Origin of the sequence: Nocardioides sp. NPDC057577, from assembly GCF_042801335.1 — a bacterium.
Classification (GTDB): Bacteria; Actinomycetota; Actinomycetes; order Propionibacteriales; family Nocardioidaceae; genus Nocardioides.
Window position 1 is genome coordinate 1 of sequence record NZ_JBHVGB010000288.1, and the last position, 4,022, is coordinate 4,022.

Sequence of the window (4,022 nt, forward strand, 5' to 3'; positions counted from 1 at the left end):
GGCTCGGGCCGTTTGCTACTCGTCCGTCTTTTGGAACGATCCAACCCAGTCTCCCGCTGTTCAGAGGCGCTGGGTAGTGTCGGCGTCAGCGGGTGATCCCGCGCACAATCTTTTCGACGCGAACCAGGAGTCCACGTGACAGTTCGAGTAGGCATCAACGGGTTCGGCCGGATCGGCCGCAACTTCTTCCGCGCGGTGCGCGCCTCCGACCTCGACATCGAGATCGTCGGTGTCAACGACCTCAGCGACAACGCAACCCTCGCGACGCTGCTGAAGTTCGACTCGATCCTCGGCCCGCTCGACGCCGAGGTGTCCGCCACCGAGGACGCGATCGTCGTCGACGGCAAGGAGATCAAGGCGTACGCAGAGCGCGACCCGGCCAACCTCAAGTGGTCCGACCTCGGTGTCGATGTCGTGATCGAGTCCACCGGTTTCTTCACCGACGCGACCAAGGCTCGCGCCCACGTCGACAACGGCGGCGCGAAGAAGGTCATCATCTCCGCCCCGGCAAAGAACGAGGACGCGACCATCGTCCTCGGCGTCAACGAGGACGTCTACGACCCGGAGGCCCACACGGTCATCTCCAACGCGTCCTGCACCACCAACTGCCTGGCGCCGCTGGCGAAGGCGCTGCACGAGGGCATCGGCATCAACCAGGGCCTGATGACCACGGTCCACGCCTACACCGCCGACCAGAACCTGCAGGACAACATCCACAAGGACCTGCGCCGTGCCCGCGCCGCCGCGATCAACGTGGTGCCCACCTCGACCGGAGCCGCCAAGGCGATCGGCCTGGTGCTGCCGGAGCTGAAGGGCAAGCTCGACGGCTACGCGCTGCGCGTGCCCACCCCGACCGGCTCGATCGTCGACCTCTCCTTCGAGGCCTCGCGCGAGACCTCGGTCGAGGAGATCAACGCGATCATGGAGAAGGCCGCCGACGGGAAGTACCTCGTCTACTCGACCGACCCGATCGTCTCCTCCGACATCGTGACCAACCCGGCGTCCTCGATCTTCGACGCCCCGCTGACCAAGGTGATCGGCAACCAGGTCAAGGTGGCGGCCTGGTATGACAACGAGTGGGGCTACTCCAACCGGCTCGGTGACCTGGTGGCGTACGTTGGTGCGAGCCTGTGACCCAGCAAGGGTCCTCACAGGTTAGTGTCTAGCCCGTTATGTCTCTGAATCTCACGCAGCTCATCGAGCAGGGTGTCGCCGGCAAGCGAGTTCTCGTGCGCTCCGACCTCAACGTCCCGCTGGAAGGCACCACGATCACCGACGACGGTCGCATCCGTGCCTCGGTGCCCACGATCAAGGCGCTGGCCGACGCCGGCGCCAGGGTCGTGGTGGTCGCCCACCTCGGTCGGCCGAAGGGGGAGCCGGACCCGGCCTACTCGCTGGCGCCCGTGGCCGTCCGCCTCGGCGAGCTGCTCGGTGCGGAGGTCGCCTTCGCGACCGACACCGTCGGCGACTCCGCCGCCTCGGTCGTCGGCGGCCTCGCCGACGGCCAGGTCGCTGTGCTGGAGAACGTACGCTTCAACGCCGGTGAGACCAGCAAGGACGACCACGAACGGGCGACCTTCGCCGCCGAGCTCGCCGCGCTGGCCGACGCCTTCGTCTCCGACGGCTTCGGCGTGGTCCACCGCAAGCAGGCCTCGGTCTACGACGTCGCCAAGCTGCTCCCGAGCGCGCAGGGCGACCTGGTCGCCGCCGAGATCGACGTGCTGAAGCGGCTCACCGAGACCCCCGAGCGTCCCTACGTGGTCGTCCTCGGTGGCTCGAAGGTCTCCGACAAGCTCGGCGTGATCGACAACCTGCTCGGCAAGGCGGACAAGCTGCTCATCGGGGGCGGCATGGTCTTCACCTTCCTCAAGGCCCAGGGCTACGAGGTCGGCCAGTCACTGCTCGAGGAGGACCAGATCCTCACCGTGCTCGGCTACCTCGAGCGCGCCGAGGAGATCGGCGTCGAGATCCTGCTGCCGACCGACATCGTGGTCGCCGACTCCTTCGGCGACGAGGCCTCCGCCCGTGTGGTCGCGGCCAACGCGATCCCGTCCGAGTCTCTCGGGCTCGACATCGGTCCGGAGTCGGCGCAGACCTACGCCGCCGCGCTCGAGGGCGCGAAGACGGTCTTCTGGAACGGTCCGATGGGCGTCTTCGAGCAGGCCGCCTTCGCCGAGGGCACCCGCGCGGTCGCCCAGGCGCTGACCACGATCGACGGCCTCTCGGTGGTCGGCGGGGGTGACTCCGCCGCGGCGATCCGCCAGCTCGGGTTCTCCGATGACCAGTTCGGTCACATCTCGACCGGCGGCGGCGCGTCGCTCGAATACCTGGAGGGCAAGACCCTTCCTGGCGTCGCGGTGCTCGACGAGGCGACCATGGCCGGGGGACTGGGCTGATGGCGGCCAAGAAGCCGGCCGCGGGGCGCACCCCGCTCATCGCCGGCAACTGGAAGATGAACCTCAACCACCAAGAAGCGGTGGTCCTGGTCCAGAAGCTCGCCTGGACGCTCTCCGACAAGCGTCACGACTTCGCGGCCGTGGAGGTGGCGGTCTTCCCGCCGTTCACCGACATCCGTTCGGTGCAGACGCTGGTCGACGGCGACAAGATGCGCATCACCTACGGCGCCCAGAACGTCGCGACCCAGGAGTCGGGCGCCTACACCGGCGAGGTCTCGGCCGCGATGCTGGCCAAGCTCGGCTGCTCCTACGTGATCGTGGGTCACTCCGAGCGTCGCGAACACTACGGCGAGACCGACGAGATCGTCGCGCTCAAGGCCAAGATCGCGCTCAAGCACAAGATGATCCCGATCGTGTGCGTCGGCGAGGGTCTCGACGTCCGCCAGGCCGGCAACCACCTCGACCATTGCACCGCGCAGGTCGAGGGCTCTCTGGCCGGGCTCACCGACGCCGAGGTCGGCCAGGTCGTGATCGCCTACGAGCCGGTCTGGGCGATCGGCACGGGCGAGACCGCCACCGCGCAGGACGCCCAGGAGGTCTGCGCCGGCATCCGCGACCAGCTCGAGAAGAGCTACGGCGCGGAGATCGCCGCCGGCGTACGCATCCTCTACGGCGGCTCGGTCAAGCCCAACAACGTGGCCGCGCTGATGCAGGAGGCCGACGTGGACGGGGCTCTGGTCGGTGGGGCGAGCCTCTCGGTCGAGGACTTCGCCGCGATCTCGCGCTACTACGACCTGCCAGTTCTCTAGGCCAGTGCTGTAGGTTTCGGGCTCTCCAGATAGGATTTCAGACGTGGAACTTCTCTTCACCATCATCCTGGTCATCGCGAGTGCGCTGATGATCCTGCTCGTGCTGCTTCACAAGGGCCGCGGTGGCGGACTCTCCGACATGTTCGGTGGCGGTGTCTCGAGCTCGCTGGGTGGATCTTCGGTCGTCGAGCGCAACCTCGACCGACTCACCATCGGCATCGGAGTCATCTGGTTCGCCTGTGTGATCGCGCTCGGCCTGCTGATGGCCTACTGAAACATTCCCCTTCAGCGCACGCGCGATAGCGTCTAAACTCATCGACGCTGGACGGAGATTTTGCCGTCCGATTCCCCCAAAGTGGCCTCTCGGGGCTGCGAACTTTAAGTTGAGAGAGGACACCGCAGCACCATGGCAGGTGGAGGGAACGCGATTCGGGGCTCCCGAGTCGGTGCTGGGCCGATGGGTGAGGCGGAGCGCGGCGAGGCTGCGCCGCGGAAGGCCGTCACCTACTTCTGCACCAACGCACATCGCTCGGTCATCACCTTCGCCGTCGAGGCGACGCCACCGGACTCCTGGGACTGCCCCAAGTGTGGGCTCCCGGCTGGTCTGGACGAGGAGAACGCGCCCCCGGCGCCGAAGATCGAGCCTTACAAGACCCACCTCGCCTACGTGAAGGAGCGCCGCTCCGACGCCGAGGCCGAGGACATCCTGGAGGAGGCAATCGCCCTGCTCCGCTCCCGCCGCAAGTCCGGCGAGATCATCTTCTGAAACACCGCCGAGTCGGCTCGTTCTGACACAAATCGGCGCCGAGTCGGCTCG

The 4,022-nt window shown here is 67.1% G+C and carries 5 protein-coding genes; all 5 read left to right on the forward strand.

Going from position 1 to position 4,022, the window contains the following annotated elements:
* Window positions 1–135 precede the first annotated feature (135 nt).
* Window positions 136–1,134 carry a type I glyceraldehyde-3-phosphate dehydrogenase gene (gene gap, locus ACFU7D_RS28975; RefSeq protein ID WP_378727976.1) on the forward strand — a complete coding sequence of 333 codons (999 nt, stop codon included), beginning with the start codon at window positions 136–138 and terminating at the stop codon, window positions 1,132–1,134.
* Window positions 1,135–1,172: 38 nt separating this feature from the next.
* Window positions 1,173–2,396, forward strand: coding sequence for a phosphoglycerate kinase (locus ACFU7D_RS28980; RefSeq protein ID WP_378873806.1), 1,224 nt, complete (start codon window positions 1,173–1,175; stop codon window positions 2,394–2,396).
* Window positions 2,396–3,205 (forward strand): triose-phosphate isomerase, encoded by an 810-nt coding sequence (gene tpiA, locus ACFU7D_RS28985; RefSeq protein ID WP_378873809.1) that lies wholly within the window; start codon window positions 2,396–2,398, stop codon window positions 3,203–3,205. The genes ACFU7D_RS28980 and tpiA overlap by 1 nt, the downstream gene beginning before the upstream one ends.
* 43 nt (window positions 3,206–3,248) lie before the next feature.
* Window positions 3,249–3,479 (forward strand): preprotein translocase subunit SecG, encoded by a 231-nt coding sequence (gene secG / locus ACFU7D_RS28990; protein ID WP_008357155.1) that lies wholly within the window; start codon window positions 3,249–3,251, stop codon window positions 3,477–3,479.
* A 132-nt stretch (window positions 3,480–3,611) separates the two neighbouring features.
* Window positions 3,612–3,971, forward strand: a complete 360-nt coding sequence (locus ACFU7D_RS28995; protein WP_160022595.1) for an RNA polymerase-binding protein RbpA — start codon at window positions 3,612–3,614, stop codon at window positions 3,969–3,971.
* Window positions 3,972–4,022 lie beyond the last annotated feature (51 nt).

What these genes read in the sequence shown, in the direction of transcription:
- ACFU7D_RS28980 (WP_378873806.1), top strand. Translation starts at nt 1,173, where the DNA reads ATGTCTCTGAATCTCACGCAGCTCATCGAGCAGGGTGTCGCCGGCAAG.
- tpiA (WP_378873809.1), top strand. Translation starts at nt 2,396, where the DNA reads ATGGCGGCCAAGAAGCCGGCCGCGGGGCGCACCCCGCTCATCGCCGGC.
- ACFU7D_RS28995 (WP_160022595.1), top strand. Translation starts at nt 3,612, where the DNA reads ATGGCAGGTGGAGGGAACGCGATTCGGGGCTCCCGAGTCGGTGCTGGG.